The sequence below is a fragment of the Paenibacillus sp. DS2015 genome, assembly GCF_050433705.1.
Classification (GTDB): Bacteria; Bacillota; Bacilli; order Paenibacillales; family Paenibacillaceae; genus Paenibacillus_AQ.
Map to the genome: position 1 here is coordinate 13,874 of NZ_JBNPWS010000006.1, position 23,193 is coordinate 37,066.

At 40.2% G+C, this 23,193-nt stretch carries 20 protein-coding genes; 9 read left to right on the plus strand and 11 right to left on the minus strand.

What is annotated here, in order from left to right; translation table 11 throughout:
* A complete protein-coding gene (locus tag J2T13_RS07445; RefSeq protein WP_429370177.1) occupies positions 1-504 on the plus strand; it encodes a mismatch-specific DNA-glycosylase in 504 nt (167 codons plus the stop codon).
* 141 nt (positions 505-645) lie between these two features.
* On the opposite strand, the gene J2T13_RS07450 is transcribed toward J2T13_RS07445, so the two are convergent.
* Positions 646-1,563: a helix-turn-helix domain-containing protein gene (locus J2T13_RS07450; RefSeq protein WP_429369842.1), complete on the minus strand. Its 918-nt coding sequence runs from the start codon at positions 1,561-1,563 to the stop codon at positions 646-648.
* An 84-nt stretch (positions 1,564-1,647) separates the two neighbouring features.
* Here J2T13_RS07450 and J2T13_RS07455 point away from each other — a divergent pair, with 84 nt between their 5' ends.
* The 3 genes from J2T13_RS07455 to J2T13_RS07465 all read left to right on the plus strand — a co-directional run bounded on the left by J2T13_RS07455 (position 1,648) and on the right by J2T13_RS07465 (position 5,299).
* Positions 1,648-2,937, plus strand: coding sequence for a Gfo/Idh/MocA family oxidoreductase (locus tag J2T13_RS07455; protein ID WP_429369844.1), 1,290 nt, complete (start codon positions 1,648-1,650; stop codon positions 2,935-2,937).
* A 186-nt stretch (positions 2,938-3,123) separates the two neighbouring features.
* On the plus strand, positions 3,124-4,680 hold the full coding sequence (locus J2T13_RS07460) for a sensor domain-containing diguanylate cyclase (RefSeq protein WP_429369846.1): 1,557 nt from the start codon (positions 3,124-3,126) through the stop codon (positions 4,678-4,680).
* 82 nt (positions 4,681-4,762) lie between these two features.
* The gene (locus tag J2T13_RS07465) at positions 4,763-5,299 is read left to right on the plus strand and encodes an STM3941 family protein (RefSeq protein ID WP_429369848.1); all 537 of its coding nucleotides are present in this window, start codon (positions 4,763-4,765) and stop codon (positions 5,297-5,299) included.
* Positions 5,300-5,618: 319 nt separating this feature from the next.
* Here J2T13_RS07465 and qoxD read toward each other — a convergent pair whose 3' ends face one another.
* From qoxD to J2T13_RS07510, 9 genes are all read right to left on the minus strand, one after another.
* Positions 5,619-5,909: a cytochrome aa3 quinol oxidase subunit IV gene (qoxD, locus tag J2T13_RS07470; protein ID WP_429369849.1), complete on the minus strand. Its 291-nt coding sequence runs from the start codon at positions 5,907-5,909 to the stop codon at positions 5,619-5,621.
* 1 nt (position 5,910) lies between these two features.
* Positions 5,911-6,507, minus strand: coding sequence for a cytochrome aa3 quinol oxidase subunit III (qoxC, locus tag J2T13_RS07475; RefSeq protein ID WP_429369851.1), 597 nt, complete (start codon positions 6,505-6,507; stop codon positions 5,911-5,913).
* Positions 6,504-8,447 (minus strand): cytochrome aa3 quinol oxidase subunit I, encoded by a 1,944-nt coding sequence (gene qoxB / locus J2T13_RS07480; RefSeq protein ID WP_429369852.1) that lies wholly within the window; start codon positions 8,445-8,447, stop codon positions 6,504-6,506. The genes qoxC and qoxB overlap by 4 nt, the downstream gene beginning before the upstream one ends.
* Before the next feature lie 39 nt (positions 8,448-8,486).
* On the minus strand, positions 8,487-9,515 hold the full coding sequence (gene qoxA, locus J2T13_RS07485; RefSeq protein ID WP_429369854.1) for a cytochrome aa3 quinol oxidase subunit II: 1,029 nt from the start codon (positions 9,513-9,515) through the stop codon (positions 8,487-8,489).
* Between the two features lie 499 nt (positions 9,516-10,014).
* The gene (locus J2T13_RS07490) at positions 10,015-10,935 is read right to left on the minus strand and encodes an AEC family transporter (protein ID WP_429369856.1); all 921 of its coding nucleotides are present in this window, start codon (positions 10,933-10,935) and stop codon (positions 10,015-10,017) included.
* Between the two features lie 176 nt (positions 10,936-11,111).
* A complete protein-coding gene (locus J2T13_RS07495) occupies positions 11,112-12,041 on the minus strand; it encodes an L-lactate dehydrogenase (RefSeq protein ID WP_429369858.1) in 930 nt (309 codons plus the stop codon).
* Positions 12,042-12,071: 30 nt separating this feature from the next.
* Positions 12,072-12,923 carry a TPM domain-containing protein gene (locus tag J2T13_RS07500; protein ID WP_429369860.1) on the minus strand — a complete coding sequence of 284 codons (852 nt, stop codon included), beginning with the start codon at positions 12,921-12,923 and terminating at the stop codon, positions 12,072-12,074.
* A complete protein-coding gene (locus tag J2T13_RS07505) occupies positions 12,920-13,561 on the minus strand; it encodes a LemA family protein (RefSeq protein ID WP_429369862.1) in 642 nt (213 codons plus the stop codon). The genes J2T13_RS07500 and J2T13_RS07505 overlap by 4 nt, the downstream gene beginning before the upstream one ends.
* A gap of 25 nt (positions 13,562-13,586) precedes the next feature.
* Positions 13,587-14,774 (minus strand): MalY/PatB family protein, encoded by a 1,188-nt coding sequence (locus tag J2T13_RS07510; RefSeq protein ID WP_429369864.1) that lies wholly within the window; start codon positions 14,772-14,774, stop codon positions 13,587-13,589.
* A 110-nt stretch (positions 14,775-14,884) separates the two neighbouring features.
* Here J2T13_RS07510 and J2T13_RS07515 point away from each other — a divergent pair, with 110 nt between their 5' ends.
* Positions 14,885-16,954 (plus strand): class I SAM-dependent methyltransferase, encoded by a 2,070-nt coding sequence (locus tag J2T13_RS07515; protein ID WP_429369866.1) that lies wholly within the window; start codon positions 14,885-14,887, stop codon positions 16,952-16,954.
* Here J2T13_RS07515 and J2T13_RS07520 read toward each other — a convergent pair.
* Positions 16,941-17,333 carry a hypothetical protein gene (locus J2T13_RS07520; protein ID WP_429369868.1) on the minus strand — a complete coding sequence of 131 codons (393 nt, stop codon included), beginning with the start codon at positions 17,331-17,333 and terminating at the stop codon, positions 16,941-16,943. The two genes, J2T13_RS07515 and J2T13_RS07520, sit on opposite strands and share 14 nt — an antisense overlap.
* 178 nt (positions 17,334-17,511) lie before the next feature.
* Between J2T13_RS07520 and J2T13_RS07525 the strand changes: the two genes are divergently transcribed.
* The 4 genes from J2T13_RS07525 (at position 17,512) to moaA (ending at position 23,191) form a co-directional block, all read left to right on the plus strand.
* Positions 17,512-18,132, plus strand: a complete 621-nt coding sequence (locus J2T13_RS07525) for a TraX family protein (RefSeq protein ID WP_429369870.1) — start codon at positions 17,512-17,514, stop codon at positions 18,130-18,132.
* Between the two features lie 157 nt (positions 18,133-18,289).
* Positions 18,290-19,351 carry a LacI family DNA-binding transcriptional regulator gene (locus tag J2T13_RS07530; protein ID WP_429369872.1) on the plus strand — a complete coding sequence of 354 codons (1,062 nt, stop codon included), beginning with the start codon at positions 18,290-18,292 and terminating at the stop codon, positions 19,349-19,351.
* A 118-nt stretch (positions 19,352-19,469) separates the two neighbouring features.
* The gene (locus tag J2T13_RS07535) at positions 19,470-21,905 is read left to right on the plus strand and encodes a GH36-type glycosyl hydrolase domain-containing protein (protein WP_429369874.1); all 2,436 of its coding nucleotides are present in this window, start codon (positions 19,470-19,472) and stop codon (positions 21,903-21,905) included.
* Between the two features lie 281 nt (positions 21,906-22,186).
* Positions 22,187-23,191 (plus strand): GTP 3',8-cyclase MoaA, encoded by a 1,005-nt coding sequence (gene moaA / locus J2T13_RS07540; protein ID WP_429369876.1) that lies wholly within the window; start codon positions 22,187-22,189, stop codon positions 23,189-23,191.
* The last annotated feature ends 2 nt before the right edge of the window (positions 23,192-23,193 follow it).

Sequence of the window (23,193 nt, forward strand, 5' to 3'; positions counted from 1 at the left end):
ATACAGGCGATACCTGATCATTTAGACTATGGACTTTCCGTCATTTTTATTGGTTTTAATCCTAGTGTTCGTTCTGGGGAACTTGGACACCATTATGCTAATCCACGTAATAACTTTTGGAGAATTCTTCATAAGGCTCAAATAACGCCTCGGGTATATAAGGCTTCTGAGGACCATGATCTGCTTAAGTTAGGGTATGGTTTTACAAATATCGTGGAACGGCCCACGCGTGGGATTGATGACATTACTCGTGAGGAATATGCGAATGGACGGGAAATTCTTCGTGGTAAATTGAAGGAATATCGTCCGGATATTGCTTGCTTTGTAGGCAAAGGTGTCTACACACAATATAGCCAGAGGTCCAAGGTGAAATGGGGATTTCAAGAAGAATCAGTGGTTGAAGGGCTCCACGAATTCGTGGCCCCTTCATCTAGCGGTCTTGTTCGCATGCCTATGGATGAAATAGTCGAGATCTACCGTCAATTGAGTGACTTTATCGCTTGAGATGTCAATGAAGACTTCGATAAGTTAGGTATGGATCGTTCTTTAGATATGAATTCCAAGCTCAGGCTGTTATTAGATAAGATCTCAGCAGATCTTATCTAATAACAGCCTGTTTTATTTAGTGAAAAAACTTGATTAAAGTTATATAGGTTCACTCAGCCGATGCTGTCTACGATAATCTCGTGGAGACAGATGGGAAGTCTTCTTGAACATTTTACCGAAATGAGAGAAGTTCTCAAACCCAGATCTCCAGGCGATTTCTGATATAGACAGATCCGTCTCACGTAGGAGGCGCTGGGCTTCCTTAATTCTAGTTAAGTTTAAATAATAGGTGTAACTAAATCCAGTAGTCTCCTTAAAGATACGACTTAAATAGAATGGACTAATATAGAAAAGACTTGCGATTTCTGACAACGGAAGCGATTCGGAGAAATGTTCATTAAGATAACGAACAACATCTGTAATTTTACGTCCTATCGGAGTATCCATTTGAAGTGAAAGGCTTATTCGGTTCTGTTGTTGTCTATGGGCATACAGCAGTAGATCAATGACCCGATGCTGCAGTAGTAATGCACTTTCGGTTTGTGTGAGTTCTAACTCACGTTTCATCTCTGCCATTAAGTTTACTATATACATACTATCGTGCGGGGATAGCCTAAGGATTGGGTCATCCCATGTGAACGGCTTCTCTAGAACCTTCAACCATTCAGGATATAGGGTTTCTAAGAGTTTACGATGCAAATAAATAACGATTCGTTCATGATCTGGAATGCCCGCATCCGATGTTTTATGGACAGCATTGCGGTTTATTAGAACAAGGTCTCCAGGGACAATTCTATAAGCTCGTTCTTTAATGAAATAGAATCGTTCGCCGGAGATTAGATAATATAGCTCAAAATGTTCATGGAAGTGATCACTCTCCATGGTGAAGTATCCCGTTCTTCGTGCGTATTCAATTTCAAGCAGCCCTAAGCGATCATGAAATGTCATGATATGGGATGGGGGAATTTCTAGCAATTCTATCACCTCTTTAGCGAGTTGTAGCAAGAAAAGCGGCATTTAAGAATATATAGGCATCATTTGCGGAGATTATAGTTTTTATTTGTTCTATTGTAAGAATAACACAAAGAGGAGGCGTTCACATTGAGTTCAAAGAAACGTTATGTATTGGTAGGTGCAGGAGGAAGAGCAGAATTTTTCTACGGTGCATTGACTGAAAAATTTAGAGAGACATCTGAATTACTAGCCTTTTGTGATATTAACCATACCCGTATGGCTTATGCCAATCAACTGTTGAAAGATAAATATGATCACCCTGAGGTAAATACCTATGGAGCAGATCAGTTCGATCAGATGATTGAAACTGAGAAGCCAGATTCAGTCATCGTAACAAGTGTTGACCGAACACACCATAAATATATTATTCGTGCTATGGAACTGGGTTGTGATGTTGTGACAGAGAAACCAATGACAGTAGATGAAGAGAAGTGTCAAGAAATATTGGATACAGTACAACGGACAGGGAGGAATGTACGTGTAACCTTTAATTACCGCTATGCTCCACATCATACGAAGTTACGTGAATTGATAATGGATGGTGTAATCGGCGAGGTTAAATCCGTCCACTTCGAATGGTTACTTAATACACAACATGGTGCTGATTATTTCCGTAGATGGCATCGTGATAAACGTAATAGTGGCGGATTACTTGTTCACAAGTCTACACATCACTTCGATCTGGTTAATTTCTGGATCGGATCTCAACCGGAAACGGTATTTGCTTTTGGGGATCTAATGTTCTACGGCAAGGAGAATGCTGAGGAACGTGGTGTAACCGCTTTTTATGAACGGGCTACAGGGAACCCCATCGCGAAAGAGGATCCATTCGCATTGATGTTAGACTCCAATGAGCATTTGAAATCCATGTATCTGGACGCGGAGCATGAGGATGGATATCGTCGGGATCAAAGCGTTTTTGGAGATGGGATTAATATTGAAGATACAATGGGTGTCCTAGTACGCTATAAGAATAAAGCCATCTTGACCTACTCATTAGTAGCTTATCAGCCTTGGGAGGGCTACCGAATTGCCTTTAATGGGACAAAAGGACGCATTGAGGTGAATGTTACGGAACAATCTTATGTTAACTCTGGCGGGGATAAGGCTTTGGAGGGAGCACTAAAAGGAAAGTCTATTAACGTATTCCCTATGTTTGCTGCTCCATATGAGGTTCATGTAGAGGACGCAGAAGGAGGGCATGGGGGAGGAGACCCGGTATTACTAAATGATATCTTTGGTACGCCAAAACCCGATAAATTCAACCGCGCAGCAAATCATATAGATGGAGCCAGATCGATTCTAACTGGAATTGCAGCGAACAAGGCGATACGTACAGGACTTCCGGTTAGCATTGATAGCTTAGTGAAATTCTAAATAACTTTAAGGATTACCTCAGGATGCTCTGTGCAAGAGAGATACCCTCTTATGTACTATATAGAGAAGGGTATCTTTGTGCTTTCAATAACTACGTGAGATATAGAAAGTCACTATGTTTTACTATACTATACTAATGGGATAATATAGAGTCTGTATGTACTTTACAACGAGAGAGGTAAGAAAGTGGGAAAAAGTAAAGGTATCAAACTACGTCTTATTCTAGGTATATTAGTCACAGCTTCTGTACTAATTGCAGGTATTGTCGGAGGTTATGTGGCATTTACAGCTAATTTGACATCTCTATCTTCTAACTATTTAGAAAGCAATTATCAATACGCAAAGAAATTATCTTCTAGTACGGCTAATTTATTGAATGTAATGCAGGCCAATATGAATTCTATCGCCAAGGGTGCAGGGGAGAATGCCATCTCTCAGAAGGAATTGGATATTTGGTATTATGCAAACGAACAGTATTATAATTCGATTGTTATCGTTGACACGAACCGGAGGGTACAGGTACTTAGCCCGAATACCGTTGGTGTTGCTATTGGCACTAAGCTAACGTCGACAGCATCCTTACAAGCTGTTGAGCTCAATAAACCATTAATTTCAGAGCCCTATGTAAGTATTACAGGTCGTCTTATTGTGATGATCTCGGCTCCCATATTTAATGATCAAGGAGATTATCTTGGTTTTGTGGGTGGGACGATTTACTTAGAAGAAGATAATGTACTAAGTAGGTTATTAAATGATCATTTCTATGGGAATGGCTCTTATGTCTATGTAGCAGATAAGATGGGACATCTTATCTTTCATCCAGAACCAGGTAGAGTTAATGAAATTATAATAGGAAATGAAGTTATTAATAAAGCAGTTATGGGTCAAAGTGGTTCCAACAGAGTTACTAACTCTAAAGGCAAGTCCTTTTTTGCAGGTTATGCTTATGAGCCTCATAGTGGATGGGGGATCGTATCACAGACGCCGACCTCTGTTCTAGACAAACCCTTAGAGAAACTATTATGGAGCATGATATTGCAGGCTCTTCCGATACTACTCATTATTCTGGCTATAGCATGGATCGTATCTCGGAATATTTCCAACCCTCTACATATATTGGCTAAGTTTTCTGAGGAAGCTTTTCTTTCCAAGAGAGCAATTCCGCCGACAATTCCTAGAATTGTTTCCATGATATATGAAGTCAAGCAGCTGCATTATAGTATGGGCAATTATTTGAACTTATTGAGTGATGAGATCCAAATTGATGGTTTAACAGGACTATCTAATCGTAAAACATTTAATTCGACGATCCACGAATGGCTAGATGATGGAATACCATTTTCTTTCATTCTGATGGATATTGATCATTTTAAGTTGGTTAATGACCATTATGGTCATGCTGTAGGAGATGAAGTCTTAATTTATTTAGCGAGTCAGATTCAAGAAGTGGCACGTCCAGAGGACCTTTGCTTCCGATATGGAGGAGAAGAGTTTGGTATTCTAGTGAAATTCCTAGAACCCTCTGAGGCATTCGTGACAGCAGAGCGTCTAAGAAAAAGTATTGCTACCACTATAAGTCCATCAGGAGAGCCGATTACAGTGTCAATAGGAATTGCTAAGCCTACCGATCAAATGAGAAGTCCTAAAGAGATATTAGAGATGGCCGATCATGCTCTTTATCAATCTAAGGGGAGGGGTAGGAATCGTACAAGTATATATGCTAACAAGGACAATGAAGAGTAAAGTTATGCATCATGATTCATTACCCGTATCCCTGTTGAAATATAGCTAGATAGACAACATGGGATCCAAGGGGGACAAGAATATGAATGAGCATGTAGAATATCCTAGCATTCTAAAGATGCTAGGATTAACTTTGGGTGCAATGATGTTTGTTGTTATTGGAATGGTATTAATGAAATATGGTGGGACAGAAGATTTTGGGGGCATTAAAGTTACGTTGGTTGGAGGATTGAGTATTGTCGTATTTGGACCTTGTATGGTCTATTTTATTTATCGATTATTTAATTTAAAACCTATGCTAATTATTAATGAAGAGGGGATAATGGATACCTCATCTTTAATTAGTGCAGGAGAACTGAAATGGTCTGAGATTCAAGAAATAAAAGTATATCAATTTATGGGACAAAAGTTCATCGGAATTCAACTATATGATCTAGAAGCATTTTTATCACAAAAAAGTAGCTTTAAGCGAGTTCTGATGAAGATAAATGCTCGAATGGTTAAGTCTCCGATCAATATTGCTCAACCGGGTATGAAACTACCCTTAGAACAACTGTATACTATGATGTTGGAACATTGGGAGCGGAATATTTATAGAAATGGTATAGAGAAGAGCTAGTGGATGTGAATTAATGTGTAAAATAATAGTTTTTTATCACATATATATGATTAAATGACTGTTTGTCTAATTAAAATTTTAGGCTATTCATTAGACATGATATCAAGCTTTGCATCAGGTAAAACCAGTAATCTGGCAATACTCAATATTAGATCCTATACCAGAAGAATTCGCGATTCTAAGGTGCCCATCAACATGTCACGTTTAATGCTTAATAAATCGTGGATATAGGAACTCGTTTCCATCCTAATAGATATTAAAAAAGCAGCTTCTCCTACAGGGTAGGGAAGCTGCTTTTTTTATTGTTATACATTGCTAATTAACTATACCAACCCCATACGAAGATGAATAACGATCCGAAGATCGTGACCAGACCAACGAAAAGGGCATAAGCGATATTGATGTATAGTTCTTTCTTTGTACTAGCCATTTCATTAATGTGCATGAACACAAACAGCTGAACAGAAGCCTGAATGATAGCCGTTACTGTCAAGATCCCTATTTTAGAAGCAAAGGGGATATCGAGCAAGGCAGTTAATGCAATAGCAGAAAGGACCAGGGAGGATAGATAGCCCATTACATGGCGAATTGGAAATAGCTGTTTCATCATGTCACATCAGTCCTTTCAGGTAAACAAAGCTAAAGATAAAGACCCATATAACGTCTAGGAAATGCCAGTAAAGAGAGAATATAAAGGATTTATTGGCAGTAGCCAGTGTAAAGCCCTGTCTCTTAACTTGGAGTAAGATAGACGCTCCCCACAGTAGACCAAAACCAACGTGAGCACCATGAGTTCCTAATAAAACGAACAAGGCGGATACGAAGGCACTAGTCGATAATTTCGCTCCTTCTTCTACATAAGTGAAGAATTCCGAGATTTCAATACCTAGGAAGCCTAATCCCAAGAGTAAAGTAATACCAAAGAAAATCATCATCGGTTTCTTTAAACCAAGTCGCATACTGTGAACTGCAAGACCAATGGTAAAGCTACTTGTGAGTAGCAAGAAGGTCTCAATCAATACGCCTGAAAGTTCAAATATTTCAGCACCGTTTGGGCCACTGGCATAACGATTTACTAAAACGAAATAGACGGTGAATAGGGTGGCGAATAGTGCGATTTCTGCCCCTAGAAATATCCAAAAACCAAAGATTTTATTCTTATTTTCTTCAGATCCATACTCAAGCGGTTTAGTAGCATCTATATTCATAGTGTTTCACCCCGCAATTTCTTTTCAGTTTCCATAATTTCTTCAACAGATATGGTTATACCATGATCTCTATCGAAGGACATGGTAGCCATGACGATAATAATTCCAATTCCCGCGATAATGGCTGGAATAAACCAGCTAAATACCAATGAGAACCCAAAGGCGAAGAAGATACCTGCAAGAATAATAGGTTTACCCGAATTACTTGGTAAGTGGATCGGTTCTATCTTGTCTTCGAAAATAGGAAGGTTATCGTGCTTAGCAGCCCATAATGCATCTCTCGATTTCACATTTGGAGTGACAGCGAAGTTGTATGCAGGAATTGGACTACTTGTTGCCCATTCCAACGTACGCGCATCCCAAGGATCTCCATTCGTTTCACGAGGACTGTAACGAATACTATAATAGATGTTATATACAAGGATAACGAATCCGATGGCAAGGCCTAATGCACCAACGAATGATAGCATGTTCAGACCACTAAAGCCCGTTTCTTCCGAATACGTGTACATCCGACGAGTCATTCCTTTTAGACCTAGGAAGAACAATGGGAAGAATGTTACGTTAAAGGAAACAGCAATCCACCAGAATGCGTGTTTTCCAAGACGGTCGTTCAGCTTGAAGCCGAATACCTTCGGGAACCAATAATGGAAGCCAGCAATAACGGCAAAGACTGTACCTGGAATTAGAACATAGTGGAAATGTGCTACTAAGAACATCGTATTATGGTATTGATAATCGGCACTGGCCATTGCCAGCATGACACCTGTAACACCACCAATAGTAAAGATTGGAATAAAGGCTAGTGAATACAACATGGGTGTTGTAAAGCTGATCTTTCCCTTTCGGAGGGTGAATAGCCAGTTGAATATTTTGACGCCTGTAGGAACAGAGATCGCCATGGTTGTAATAGAGAAGAATCCGTTAACCATAGCCCCTTGACCCATCGTATAGAAGTGATGTGCCCATACTAAGAAGGATAAGAGTGAAATAATGACCATACTCCAGACCATGGATGAATATCCGTACAAGTTTTTCTTCGAGAAGGTCGCGATAATTTCACTGTATATCCCAAATGCAGGAAGAATAACGATATATACTTCAGGATGCCCCCATACCCAGAATAGGTTAGCCCATAACATATCCATCCCGCCATTTGACATGGTGAAGAATTGCGACCCAAATATTCGGTCAAACATCATTAGAGCAAGTGCTACCGTCAAGATCGGGAAAGCAAAAGTAATGATGATACTCGTAATAAGGGAAGACCATGTAAACATTGGCATACGCATAAGCTTCATGCCTGGTGCACGCATCTTAAGAATGGTGACAATGAAGTTAATCCCTGTTAACAATGTACCGATACCAGAGATCTGTAAGGCGAGCGAGTAATAGTTATTCCCTACCGTAGGGCTAAACTCTATGCTTGCTAATGGGAAGTAAGCTGTCCAACCAGCATCAGGAGATCCCCCAATGACGAATGAAAGGTTTAGTAGCATAGCTCCAGCGAAGAATAGCCAGAAGCTAATGGCATTTAATCGAGGGAATGCTACGTCTCTTGCACCAATCTGAAGCGGTACAACGACGTTCATAATTCCGATAATAAATGGCATTGCCATGAATAGAATCATAATTAGACCATGAGTTGTAAAGATCTCATTGTAATGTTGTGCATCTAGAAATTTATTCTCTGGAACAGCGGTCTGAAACCGCATCATGATGGCATCGACGCCCCCACGGAACAACATGATCAACGCGGAGAGGATGTACATAACCCCGATACGTTTATGATCAACGGTGGTTAACCATTCACGCCACAGGTAGCCCCATTTCTTAAAGTAGGTCAGCCCAACGATAATTGCAATTGTAGCAAGAACAATACTCGCCATTGCACCGTAAATCATCGGCTCACCGGTAACGAAAAATTCGTCCCATTTCATTAGGATTTGACTCCTTTCAGATTGTAATTATAGCAATAGTTACTGGCCTTCGTGATCTGTATGTTCGATATCATGAGGACTTTCCTCAGCTGGAGTTGGAGGTACTGGTTCATTTGGATCCACATTGGGAACAGAATCGAACTCTGTTTCTTCAGGGCTAGTAGCAGGTGCTGGGTGCACTTCTTTGTTCTCTTGGTGCTCTTTATTTCCATTCTCCATATCTGTGTGATTCATATGATCCGAGTGATCACCAGGTGCCGGACTAAAGGAAAGATGTGTTGTAGAGAAGGTTTCGCGTCCTACGTAAGATGTAGCTAATAGGGTTGTGAATTTTCCTTCTTCTAAGGCTGGAGCGCTTGATTTGACCTCTTCAACCCATTCATCAAATTGGCTCGCTGACATAGCCAGTGTTTCAAATTCCATTTGAGAAGAGCCCTGACCGCTGAAATTGGTGTTTTTACCTAAATAAGATCCGGGTACATCAGCAACTAAATTCAACGTATTGACCATGTCACTCATCGCATATTTCTGTCCAGCTAACTGAGGAACCCAGAAGCTTGTAATAGGACCGAATGAGTACAAGCGTAATTCAATTGGACGATGAGTTGGGATGTTTAAGTAATTGACAGTTTCAATCCCTTCTTCTGGATAGCTGAAATGCCACTTCCAGTTAGAGGATGCTGCATACACTACTAATGGTTTTTGATTCTCATATCCTTCTGGAACATTCTCCACCGATATTGTAGACTTCACGGTTACTACAGAGAGAACAGTCACAATAATAATAGGAATAGCGATCCACAGAACCTCAAGCCATTTATTTCCTTCCTCGTGTGGAGGCATATAGTCTTCCGCCGATTTCTTTGCTCTGTACTTCATCAATATTACGATATATAGGACATATACAACGATTAATATCCCGGCCATCATGGCGATCGAGAAAAGTATTGTGCTAGATAAGGTTCTAGCAGCAGGACCTTTAGGATCGAATACCGCGATTGAACTACATCCAGACAAGAGCAAAACAACGCTCATGAATAGAACTAATAATGATCCTCTTTTTTTCATGATGAACTCCTTCCTTTATAAAGCTATCCCTTTTTTAATTGGTAGTACGCTTTAATTTCCTAACTCTTATATTAGAAAGTACTTGAGAACTTTGCAAAACCCAAAAGGAAGGAACATTAACATTTTATGGTGTATTCATGTCTAATTTCGTAATAAACTGTGTACAATGTGTTACAAGTACTGGAGTATGTGATGAAAATCACTGATTAAATCAATGTTTACAAGGAGTTCAACATTTGTTCATATGTTGACGATTGTTACTTGAATTGTCACAATTAGAATCGCGTTTTTTTAGATGAATCACCTTTCTAGGTCAGTTAAGTTAGTATTGATGAAATAAGTCTGAAATATTTATGTGATCCTTATGTAGTAATTGGGAAGTTGTAATGACATTTTTTTATTTGGAAAAGTGTGAAGTGCAACGGAGATACAAAAGAGGCTGAGCAGAATATGAATTCTGCACAACCTCTTTGTTTCAAGTATATATAAATATCTGATATTACAAAGTCTTGGCAAGAGTAATTAAACCGGTAATAGTAATCACGTTAAATAAAGTGGATATAAGAACGGTTTGAGCTGCAAAGTCAGGCTCATTATCATATTCCTCAGCTAGAATGGATGTATTAACCCCGGTGGGCATTCCGGAAGCAATCAGTAGAGCTTGACCTGGTATGCCCTTAATATCCAATACAAATACGAGAATACAACCTATTACAGGACCAAGAAGGAGACGAAGAAACACGCTCACATAAACATCTATTCGATAAAGTTGTAACGGGTATTTCACAATTTGCGCACCCAGAGTCAATAATGCAATGGCAACCATAGATTGTTGCGCGTACGTTAATGGCTGTGATACAAAAGTAGGTAACGGTACGTCTAAAGCATGTAATAGCAAACCAAGAACTAATGCGTAGGGGACAGGCATTTTTAAAAAGCCAATAATTACACTTCGGTAATTGCCCTTAAGCTTCACACCTTGGATGGAAATAACACCGTATGTAAAGGTGAGGAGGCTCTGTAATGACATAATAAGTGCTTGGATGGAGGCGGCGAGAGGATCACCCTTGAATACAAGTGCATTTATAGGCATTCCGTAGTTTCCAGAATTGTCTAGCATAATGCTGTTGTTAAAAGCAGCTTTCATTCCTGAGCTTAATTTCATTGAACGCGCAATTATAGAACCAATGATGTAGAGTACAAATACATACAGGGCATAGAACAACGTAATTGTTCCTAAAAGTTCCCCAGAGATATCCGAATGATACATACTCATGAATACAGCTGCGGGTGTAATACAGTAAAAATTTATTTTGGCGAGTGTGTATAGATCGAGCTTAAACACCCGCTGCATCCAAGAGCCAATTCCGATGAGCACGAATACGGGCAATACGACTTCCAAGATGATGTCTGCAATCATGGGTTCAGCTTCCTTTAAGTGAAGATTGTCTTAGATGAAGAGAATACGATGTCTATTATAGCACCCCTAATTTATATTTCACTAGTAGTATTAAGAGCAGCGTGACTTCTGAACGGATGCCAAATAACCACATGAGAGGCTACCTCATGTGGTTATTTTTTTTATCTAATGAGAATTTATAAATCTAGTTTGCTGATTTCAGATTTCAATAGGTCGGCAGAGCGCTTGAATAAGGACTTCTCTTCATCATTAAGAGGAAGATCCAAGATCTCCCGAACCCCTCTTCGATCTACAATGCTTGGCACACCAAGGTATATATCGGACACACCGTTGGTATCCTGAAGTAGGGTAGAAACACTGAGGACGGCACTCTCATTTAGCAGAATAGCGGCTACGATACGATCAAGGGCCAAGGCAATAGCATAGGAAGTGGAGCCTTTAGAGTTAATAATTTCACTAGCTGCATTCTTCGTATCAGCGAATATTTCATTGCGCTCTGTTTCGTCAAAATCAAGGCTAGTCCCTGCAATATTAGCTAAGCTCCATACGGGTAATTCAGAGTCACCGTGCTCTCCAATGATATGACCGTGAATGCTTCGAGGATCAATTTCTTTGTGTGAACCGATAAGATAACGGAATCTTGCACTGTCGAGAAGCGTTCCTGAACCGATAACTCGGCGAGCGTCCCAGCCGCTAATCTTCCATGTCACATAAGACAATATATCCACCGGATTAGTTGCAATAAGCAGAATACCATCACGGTTATACTTTGTTATTTTCTGGATGATATCTTGAAAGATCCCGACATTGCGCTTGAGTAGATCAATACGGGTTTCTCCGGGTTTCTGAGAAGCGCCTGCGGTAACAATGATGATATCGGCACCGGCACAATCTTCATAGTCGCCTGCCCATATCTTTACACCCCCTACGAAAGGGAGACCATGGTTCATGTCGAGTGCTTCTCCCATAGCTTTTTTATGATTGACATCAATGAGTACCAGTTCTGTTGCGCGATGTCTCAAGAGCAATGTATAAGCAGTCGTTGTGCCGACGGCTCCTGCTCCGATAATGACGACTCGGCTTGGTTTATAAGTTAAACTTGTCATGACGGGTCCACTCCTTTGTCTGTGTTGAAGCTAGAACTTGCGGCTGGCACCGCCACCTCCAGAAGATCCACCACCGCCACCACGGAAGCCACCTCCACCGCTACCACCGCCGCCTCGGCCACCTCGACTACCACCACTATTTCCTAGTATGGATAGAAGTGCGAACGTGATAGCGCCTTTGAATAAAGTGAAGTCTAACACTAAGAATATAACAATAATAATAATCCATAGGAAGGAGCCATCAACATCATTGCTCGCTTCTTCCTGTCCCACAGGTAATTGAATAGATTCAGGGGATAAGCTATCTTGAACACCATATTCAATCGCCACTTCATTATACAAAGATTTATAGGTCTCCATAATCGCTTGATCAGGTTGTTCTTCTACAATATAAGGGATGGTTACGTTATCTATCATTCTTCCAACCTTACCGTCAGGAAGAGCACCTTCAAGTCCATAACCGACTTCAATTCGAACCTCTCGTTGTCCCATAGAGAGAAGTAAAAGTACACCATTATTTAGTTTTTTATCCCCAAGTTTGTATTTCCGGAATGCCTTGTTAGCATATTCTTCAATCGTTAAATCGCCTAAAGTGGGTACGGTGAGTACCGTAATCTGGGCCTTTGTAGTATCTTCTAGTGCTCGGCCTAAACTTCTAAGTTCATTCTCCTGTTCTTGTGAGAGTAGATCCTCGAAGTCTTGCACATATATATCCCCTGTAGGAGCAGGGATTTCTGTAGCTGACAATGCTACAGTCGATGACAGCATGCTGAATATCATAAGGAGTACCATTACCGTTGAACATATTGTTAATTTTCGGAAGTAATTGAAGGACAATCCACGGGCCCCCTTATTCGCAAGCTGTTTATGCGTCCTCTTCATGTACTTATACCAACGATACCGACATAATTGTCATGTTGTTTCAAATGAAATGAGGTATCATCGTTGCTGAAGTCAACTTCAGGATTCGTTCTAGATTCTGGGGTTGTTGAGAAATATCCTTTTTGATCAAATCCAAGTAATCCAGCTAGGAGATTGCTCGGAAATCGCTTAATGGATCTATTGTAGTTGGCCACTGCTTCATTATAATCACGTCTGGATACGGCAATTCGATTCTCAGTGCCAGCAAGTTCATCCATTAGCTGTGTGAATTGTGCATCAGATTTCAAGTTCGGGTAGTTTTCTACAATAACGAGTAATCGACTTAGGGCTCCTGAAAGTTCTTCATCAGCGATAGCTTTTTCATCTGGATTTCTAGCTCCCCCTAGTGCAGCACGAGCATCTGTGACTTGTTTAATGACATCTTTTTCTTGCTTAGCGAATCCTTTAACGGTATTTACAAGATTGGGGATGAGATCGAACCTACGCTGTAAATCAACCTCAATTTTGCCCCATTGCTGATCTACCGTTTCTTCTGCGCTAACAAATTTATTGTAGCTGCTCACCAGCATGATGATTAGAATAACGATAATGGCACCTACAACTACGATGGGAATCAGACAACCTTTTCCTTTTGGCATATTGATATTCCTCCTTCTTATACACTTATACGGTTGTACGTAACTCTTGAATCGTGGTTTCCAACTTTATCATCACCTCTTCGATAATTTCACGTGGACAGGCCACATTCATCCGCATAAACCCTTCTCCCTGTTCTCCAAAAAAAGTTCCATTATTGAAAGCTATCTTAGCTTTATTCAACATAAGAGTAGCGAGTTCCTCTGAAGATATTCCGAGTTCTCGAAAGTCGATCCATAATAAGTAGGTAGCCTCTGGCATTGTAACCTTAAGTTCTGGAATATGTGTCTCTATGTAGTCTATAACATAGCTCATATTATCCTGAATATAGGATAGACACTCATCAAGCCATTCCTCTCCTTCTTGATATGCAGCTTGGGCTGCAGCTAATCCGAAGGGGGTGATAGAGCCTAATGCATACTTCTGCATAGCTTGCTCAAAGATATTCCGTAGTTCCGGATTAGGTATAATAATATTAGAAGTGTTCAGTCCAGCAATGTTAAACGTTTTGCTTGGTGATGTGCAGACGATTGAATGCTGCTCAGTCTCCTTAGAGAGAAGTGCATAGGGTGTATGTGATCCCTTTTCGAAAAGTAGATCAGCATGAATCTCGTCGGACACGACAAGGATCTGATGACGGGCACAAATAGCCGCTAAACGACTGAGTTCAACTTGTGACCAGACTCGTCCATTGGGATTATGGGGACTGCATAGAATGAGTAGCTTGACATCCTTGACATCCTTGTCGATGAGCTTCTCTAATCCATCGTAATCCATGACATATTTGCCATCCTCTAAGCGAAGAGGATTCTGAACAAGTTGTCTTCCATGAGATTCTACCACACTATAGAATGGTGGATATACGGGTGTCTGTATAATCACTTTATCGTTAGGTTCAGTAAAGGCCTGTACAATGATGCTCAATGCGGGAACGACGCCTGGACTAAAGACAATCCAATCTTTATTAATATCCCACTGATGGCGTTTTTTCATCCAATATACAATAGCTTGATAGTACGATTCAGTCTGCATCGTATAGCCAAATACACCATGTTCCACAATTTGTTGTAGTGCTTGGCGTACAGCAAGAGGTGCAGCGAAATCCATATCGGCGACCCACATGGGTAGTACATCCGCTACTCCAAATACTTTTTCGAGACCGTCCCATTTCTCTGAAGCTGTATTCTGACGGTTAATTTTACGATTGAAATCCATGATTTATCCCCCTAGATGATATACGTGTCATAATGATAAGTAAGATATTATTATAACATCGAATGAAGGAATAGATTCAGACAATCGGAAAGAGATGGTGATTCATAAATATGCTCAAATCCTTAGCAGCCATTACATCGTATCATGAAGGTGATTTAAGTATTCTGAGACAGGAGCCTTGGCTACAAATGATAACTTCTGCCGAAGAGGTTATCGTAAACATCGAAAGAATTGACTCCATCAAGGAACTCTCGATAGGAAATCCTGTACTTGATTATGTAGAGAAGACCCTTGTAATTTTGGATGAGCTGGCGCTTTCATTTTGGGTTAAGGAGATTCTAGAAAAAGTATTAATCTGGTCAGAAGTGGCTAAGGGGGGGACGCTTAAAGAAAGAATAGCTTGGCAAAAGGAAGGCGTGAATTTGTTCGTACATAATGTAGGGTCAGCTGAGCTATTCAGTAGATATGGAAATGCTGGAGTAAGCGAGAGAATGAATGTGATCCAGACGTTAATTGCAACCCATGGATTGGTCGGGCAGTATTTGCGTGGTGAAGTTATTTTTGCGGAAAATAGACCTTTAACAGAACTCGTTACGCAAGGGCTGTTATCGGCACAAGAACTAACAGATGTGTTAATTCCCCTGAATGAATGTATTATTGGCGCGGTTTCACCTGAATTGAGTCTTAGTATTCAGTCCGAAATTGAACACAGCATTCAGCAAATTGTACATGGGCATATTTCCGACACTTCTGCTGTGAAGGATCGAATTCGCAAATTGAGAACAGCTACAATTAAACGGGGAGAATCATTCGAAATCGAGCTTAACAAACTTGATCAGAGCATCCAAGTAGAACTAGATTTGGCGCCCATGGAACACTACACCTTGTGGTATGTCGAAGCGGCGTTGCAAGATTTCACATTAGAAGAATTTATTAAGGTCTTCATGTTAGTGCTTCATAGTGAGAAGATCCAGAACATTAGACATATCAGCTTCGAGCCACTCATGAATACGATGTATTATGATTATAAAGGTGTTAAGAAAATGAATGTTTATAAAAAACGGATTATTGAGAAATATTTGCAGGAATTCTCATGGGAAATGATCCGTAGTGGGGCCACCATTAATAATCAACATCTTAAACATTCAATATTGGGTAAAAGAGATCTTCCCGACACACTATTCTTTTCCTTTGAGTTCTCAGCAGCGGCCGAAAAATTAATTGAATTTTGTATAGAAGCGGAGAAATCACCTCTCTATGAGAAAGCAGTATTACTCTTGTTCGATCTATTTGATTTGCGTAGAGACGCTTATGATCGCTTCAATAATGAAGAAGAATATTTGGCTGATATGAACCAGACCGCAGACTATAAAAAAGTGATGCTTCAACACATTGTAGGTCAGCAAGTGTTGGATATTGGTCCAGGCGGTGGGGTAATGTTGGATCTTATTGAACAGGAACTTCCACATGTGAAGCCTATTGGAATCGATATATCTTCGAATGTTATCGAAGCTCTGGAGCGTAAGAAGCAGCTTGAAGGACATACATGGGAAGTAATGAAGGGGGATGCGCTTGCCTTACAAGAGTATGTAGAGAAGGGGACAATCGATACGGTTATTTTCTCATCTATTTTGCATGAGCTTTACTCTTATATTCCATACAATGGGCGTAAATTTAACCATGATACCGTCGCAGCAGCATTGACAAGTGCTTATGCGGTACTGTCACCGGGAGGGCGAATCATTATACGTGATGGGATAATGACCGAACCTTTCGATCAGAAACGCAGAATTGTTTTTTATGAACCCGATGGTGTGGATTGGCTACGTCGTTATGCTAAGGATTTTGCTGGCAGAGAAATTGAGTTTGAGGTATTGAGCGATAACGAAGTAATCATGCTAGTGAATGATGCAATGGAGTTCCTGTATACGTATACGTGGGGTGAAGAAGCATATGTTCATGAAGTCCAAGAACAGTTTGGATACTTTACACCCTCACAATTTACTGCTTTCATTGTAGAAACATTAGGAGAAGAGGCTCAAGTTCTTATCAGTCAGCATATTCTCCAAGCGGGATATACAGAGGAGCTTAGCAAACGAATAAAGATCATGGATGAACAAGGGAATGAAGTAGATTTACCCGACAGTACTTGCTTATTGGTTATAGCTAAGCCGGAGTAATACGGAATATTCCTTCGATTTTGTTAAGAGGGAAGAGGATTCTGGAAGGGTATTTCTTCCCTTTTGCTTGTACTTCAATGAAATTAAGACCGATTTGTACTAGTTTCATCTGATTAAAAGCATTGCCGGAGGGGAAAGTGGTTCGTATCCCAATAAGAAGGCTCCTCCGAGGTTCGGAGATATCGAATACACGAATTGAATTCAGACTGGTAGCTACGAATAACTCTTGCTGTACCTGAATAAAGTTTCTCTTATAAACTTTTTGCAGACGACCGGGTTCCAGTCCCAAGCGTGCTGCATTAATCTCAACAAGATGACCTGTCAATTGGGATAGGCGCTCTTGAAGAGATATCTTTGTGTGAAATGGACTTTTTAACACCGAGGGTCCCTCCTAAATGGTTGATTATTATATATGTATGCGGCTCACTGCAGTTGAGATAATAGGTATGAGAAATACATCCACACTATGTTATTCTGAAGGGAAGAAAGCGAAGGTTATACTCGCGAGGATGATTATAGAGGTGTAGTCTTATTTTTCACGAAAGGAGCCTATTTAAATGCAATGGATCGCTATGTTGACGATGCTCATTGATCATATTGGGTACATTTTTTTTGCTGATGATATGACCTGGAGAATGTTGGGGAGGATTGCTTTTCCCATCTACGCATATGCCTTGGTACAAGGTCATGTACATACATCGAACAGAATTCGGTATGTCTCTCGATTGTTTTTTATTGCTCTGATATCTCAGATTCCATATCAATTAGCACTTAATCCTAAGGGTCTTAATGTCGTTGTGACATTATTTATGGCCGCAGGTATTCTGAATATTCTCGATAGATGCTCTTCCAAAGTGTTATCAGGGGGGCTTATCTTTCTATGCTGTATAGTCATGGATATTTTCCCATTTGATTATGGGGCATATGGGTTGTTACTAGTCTTAATGTTTAGGTATCTATCCGGGTATAGATTAGTCGCGGGGCACTTCCTATTAAATATTGTTTATTTGTTCTACTCAGGGTGGCTTTTGCAAATTCTTAGTATTCTACCAACAATGGTCATCGTATATGGTCCAGAGTTGTGGCGTAAGTTAGAATCTATACGAGTTCGTAAATGGATATGGCGTTCTTTCTATCCACTTCACTTAGTTATCTTAGCTATCGTGAAATTATTATGATTATAATTCGAGTGAATGTATCAATTATGCTTAAAGAGTCTTAACGCAGTAGCTTTAGGAAATGTTTGTTGTTGTTCACAAATTTTTTGATTGTGTTATGTTGTTTCTACAGTTATTATTAAATAATAAACACGTGTTCACAGTGAAGAGGGAGCTTATGCGCAGCGAAGATATTGCCAAACTTGCGGGGGTGTCCAGAAGCACGGTTTCCCGCGTGATTAACAATTACTCCAATGTACCAGACAAGACACGCAAGAAGGTCATGAAGATTATTGAAGAGCATCATTATGAGCCTAACACTTCTGCAAGAGCTTTAGCTGGTAAGAAGACCAATACGATTGGATTATTCGTTGTCAGTATTACTGAGAAGCATAATCCAAATCGCATATACCAGAATAATTATTTTGCTCCATTCGTAGATGCATTGCTGGATTCAGCTAACGCAATGGGTTATTATGTGCTGATTCATACGGTGTACTCTGAGGATGATTTCCAGAAGGTTAGACAGGCATTCCAGCAGGGAAGAATAGACGGTGGCATTATCGTAGGTACGGAGAATAATATGGAGATGGCGAGAATTATCGCTGATTTGCAAGTTCCTTTTATTCTAATTGACTACGACATGAGGGAGTTACTTGAGAATCGTCTGGATCGTAACAATTTAGCCGTGATTAATTCTAAGGATTATGAAGGCGCAGCGAAGGCTGTAGAGCATTTGATTGGTCTTGGACATCAGCGTATTGCTTTTATTAGTGGTAGACAGAATACTTATTCTGGTAGGCAAAGATATGAAGCTTATATATCATCTATGGAAAGCAATGGACTTGAAGTAAACAAGGATTACATTTTGCAGGGTGAATTCTTAAAAATGAATGCGTATGAAGAAGTAAAACGAATGTTAATGATGGCTGATGGTGTACGGCCTACTGCGATTTTCTCAGCTAATGATGAGATGGCTCTTGGAGCCATAGAGGCTTGTAAAGAACTAGGGGTCTCTATTCCAAATGAATTATCTCTAATCGGATTTGATGATATTCAAGTAGCAGCTCAATTAAATCCAAGTCTGAGCTCTGTGCGTCTTCCGATCTTTGAGATGGCTAAGGCAGCGGCACATAGTATTATCGATATGTGTGAGAAGGGTAGCGAATCCTTCAGTATGCTTAGTTTTCCAACACAACTGATGGTTAGAGAGTCTTGTCAAAGATTAGTTAAAGATTAGTTCCACACAACAATGAAGTATAACTATCGAAGATGCCCCCGAGTTAGGGGTTCATCCAACGCGAAATAAACGCGCGTTCATAAATTATTTTTTTAATTCTGAGAGGAGTTTTGTTAAGATGAAGTACGGTTTTTTTGATGATGAGAATAGAGAGTATGTAATCAACACGCCCAAAACCCCATATCCATGGATTAACTACTTAGGTAATGATAAATTTTTCGGATTGATGTCCAATACTTCGGGAGGTTATTCATTCTATCGTGATGCTCGCTTACGGAGATTGACTCGCTATCGCTACAATAATATCCCTGTCGATAATGGGGGGCGTTACTTCTATCTTTATGATGAAGGCGATTTCTGGACACCAGGCTGGATGCCAGTGAAGAGAGACCTTGATTTCTATGAATGTCGTCATGGGCTTGGTTATACTTCGATCACAGGCGAAAGAAATGGTATACGGGTTAATCAGTTGGCACTTGTACCTCTGAACTATAATGGTGAAGTGCATAAAGTAACAGTAACCAATACATCAGCTGCTACCAAAAAAGTGAAACTATTCTCCTTCGTAGAATTCTGTTTGTGGAATGCTTATGACGATATGACTAACTTCCAACGTAACCTAAATACAGGTGAGGTTGAAGTGAAAGATTCAGTTATCTATCATAAGACAGAATATCGTGAACGTCGGAATCACTTCGCATTCTTCTCTGCTAACCGTCCAATGGATGGATTCGATACAGATCGTGAATCTTTCCTAGGTCTATATAATGGTCTTGAGAACCCACAAGTAGTGGCTGCTGGACAATCTTCAAATTCGGTTGCTAGTGGTTGGTCTCCGATCGGTTCACATTGTATGGAGATTGAGCTAGCTCCAGGTGAAGAAATCAGTTACAACTTTGTATTAGGTTATGTAGAGAACCCAGAGGAAGAGAAATGGGAAGCATTAGATGTCATCAACAAGACACGCGCTGAAGCCATGATTGCACAATTCGCGAACGAATCAGATGTGGACAGAGCGATGGATGAACTTCAAGCTTATTGGAATAATCTCTTGTCTAAATATACAATTCAAAGTGGCGATGACAAATTGAACCGGATGGTAAACATCTGGAATCCATATCAATGTATGGTTACATTTAATATGTCGCGTTCAGCATCTTATTTCGAATCGGGTATCGGACGTGGTATGGGCTTCCGTGATTCTAATCAGGATCTACTAGGATTCGTACACCAAATTCCAGAGCGTGCGAAGGAACGGATTATTGATATCGCATCGACGCAATTTGAGAACGGTGGAGCATACCATCAGTACCAACCTCTAACGAAACAAGGAAATAATGAGGTCGGTGGTGGATTTAACGATGATCCATTATGGCTGATTGTTGGAACCGCTGCTTATATTAAAGAAACTGGAGATTTCAGTATTCTGGATGAACAGGTTCCTTTCGATAGTAATCCAAACAACACAGCAACGTTATTCGAACATTTGAAACGTTCCTTCTATCACGTGATTGAGAACCTAGGTCCACATGGCCTTCCACTTATTGGACGTGCAGACTGGAATGATTGCTTGAACCTGAATTGTTTCTCTAATGTCCCTGATGAATCTTATCAGACAACGCAGAACTTAGAAGGAAGAACAGCAGAATCTGTGTTTATTGCCGGCCTATTCGTCTACGCTGGTCCAGAATTTGTGGAGCTATGTAAGCGTAGAGGGCTTGTGGAAGAGGCTTCTGTTGCTCAAACACATATTGATGATATGACTACAGCAACATTAGAACATGGATTTGATGGTGAGTGGTTCCTTCGAGCTTATGATCACTATGGTAATAAAGTGGGTAGTAAGGAATGTGAAGAAGGACAAATTTTCATTGAACCACAAGGTTTCTGTGTTATGGCTGGTATTGGTGTAGAAGAAGGTCTAGCGAAGAAGGCACTCGATTCAGTACAGGAAAGATTGGATACGAAGTACGGTATCGTTCTACAGAATCCACCCTACTCTAAATACTATATTAACCTAGGTGAAATTTCTTCATATCCACCAGGATACAAGGAGAATGCCGGCATATTCTGCCATAACAATCCTTGGATTATGATGGCTGAGACGGAAATTGGACGCGGGGACCGTGCATTTGATTTATATACTAAGATTGCTCCAGCTTATTTAGAAGAGATTAGTGATATTCACCGTACAGAGCCTTATGTGTATTCACAAATGATTGCAGGTAAAGATGCTGTACGTCATGGCGAGGCGAAGAACTCTTGGTTAACAGGTACAGCAGCATGGAATTTTGTAGCGATCACTCAATCGATTCTTGGAATTCAACCCGAATATGATGGACTTAGAGTGAACCCATGTATTCCAACAGATTGGGATGGTTTTACAATTACTCGGGTTTACCGTGGTGATACTTTTGTAATTCAGATTAAGAATCCAAATCATGTATCCAAAGGTGTGGCTTCTGTTACTATTGATGGTAAGGGAATTGAAGGCAACGTACTTCCGGCTATCGGAGATGGTAAAACGCATCAAGTAGAAGTGATATTAGGATAATTTTAATCTGAATTACAGGAAATTTTCATCTTACTTTAATATAGTCCAACTATAATATATATATCCCCTTTAGATATATATATAGATTTAGAATAGACCTGAGTCCGCTGCTCAGGTCTATTTTTTATGAGAAACCTTTGCTGCGTTAAGTACGGCGAAGCCGTTTCTGCTTGATATGTTATAATATTTCATAAGTAGATATATAGAATGAATTAAAGCTCTAATTCATATTAGTGTTTGCTGAGAATAGAATTCTATGCTGAAATTATGGAGTGATACACATGGAGATCAGGGATCAATACAGACGTACTTTGAGGGACTTACGGATTTCCGTGACTGATCGTTGTAATTTTCGCTGTAGATATTGTATGCCGGAAGAAATATTCGGTAAGGATTATGCCTTTTTATCTAAAGATCGTATTCTAACTGTAGATGAAATCGTACGGCTAGCCTCTATATTCACGAATCTTGGTGTACAGAAGCTCCGCATTACGGGGGGAGAACCATTATTACGTAAAGATCTAGCTGATATTATTAAACGCGTGGCTCAAATTCCCGAAATTGAGGATATTGCCCTTACAACGAATGGCAGTTTATTGGCTAAGCAGGCACAAGTATTAAAGAAGGCAGGTTTATTACGGGTAGCTATAAGCTTAGACGCATTAGATGATGATACCTTTATGCAAATGAATGGGGGGCGTTCACATGTACAACCTGTTCTAGACGGTATTGAAGCAGCAGCAGACGCGGGACTGAAAGTGAAAGTGAATATGGTCGTACAGAAGGGAAAGAATGATGAGGCAGTCTTGCCTATGGTCGAGTATTTTCGCTCTAAGGGTCATATTCTTCGATTAATTGAATATATGGATGTCGGAAATACCAATGGTTGGAACTGGAATCAGGTACTGAGTAAGAAGGAACTATTAGAAACTATTCATACCGAATGGCCATTAAAATCCGTGGAGCCTAATTATCCAGGCGAGGTTGCTTCGCGATATCAATTTTTAGATGGGAAAGGCGAGATTGGCATTATATCTTCTGTCAGTGAGGCATTCTGCTCTTCTTGTACAAGAGCTAGGTTGTCAGCAGATGGTTCATTATATACTTGTCTATTTGCAAGCAAGGGATATGATCTCCGGACGCTTCTTCGTTCAGGGGCTAGTACGGAAGAAATAACCACATATCTGGTTAACATATGGCATAACCGTCATGATCGGTATTCACTAGATAGAGGTAAGGACGGTCACGATGGCGAGAAGGTTGAGATGTCTCACATCGGTGGCTAATT